General features: G+C 78.4%; 1 pseudogene. It reads right to left on the bottom strand.

Features of this window, described 5'->3' with window-relative positions:
• Nucleotides 1–501: pseudogene (locus tag ACVNF4_RS36900) on the bottom strand (hypothetical protein); the annotation flags it as partial.

Genomic DNA, 501 nt, shown 5'->3' with positions numbered 1-501 from the left:
GTGGCGCAGGACGGCGCGCAGGGCGAGGGCGACGGCGAGTGCACCCGCGCCGAGGACGGCGTGCCGGGGTGTGCCGGACGTGTGGTGCAGCCCGGCGACGGTGACGGCGCAGAGGGCGCCCGGGAGGAGGCTGAGCAGCGTCCACGCGGAGCGGGCGCTTGAGGCCGGGCGCTTGGAAGGCGCCTGCTCTGTCGCGTGCTCCTCCCCCGCCCGCTCTCTCGGCACGCGCGCGTACATCTCCTCGGCGAGCGAGAAGACGTCCCGGTGGCGGAACCGCGCGGCGGCCCGGTCGGTGAGCCCGTGCGACTCCAGTCCGGCGGCGATCTCCAGCGGGTCCACGGCACGCTCGCACAGCTCCCGGTGCCGGTGCATCAGCGCCTTCACGGGGTCGACCCCGCCTCGGCGGACACCCCCGGCGCCGTCCCGGAGCGCTCCCCCGGCCCCGCCCGGCTCACGGGCGCTGCCGCCGTCCCCCCTCGACGGCCCGCCTCCGACCGGCCC

It is taken from the genome of Streptomyces sp. S6 (assembly GCF_054880855.1).
Note: the sequence above shows the minus strand (reverse complement) of the source record. Positions and strands in the feature narration are given on the sequence as shown.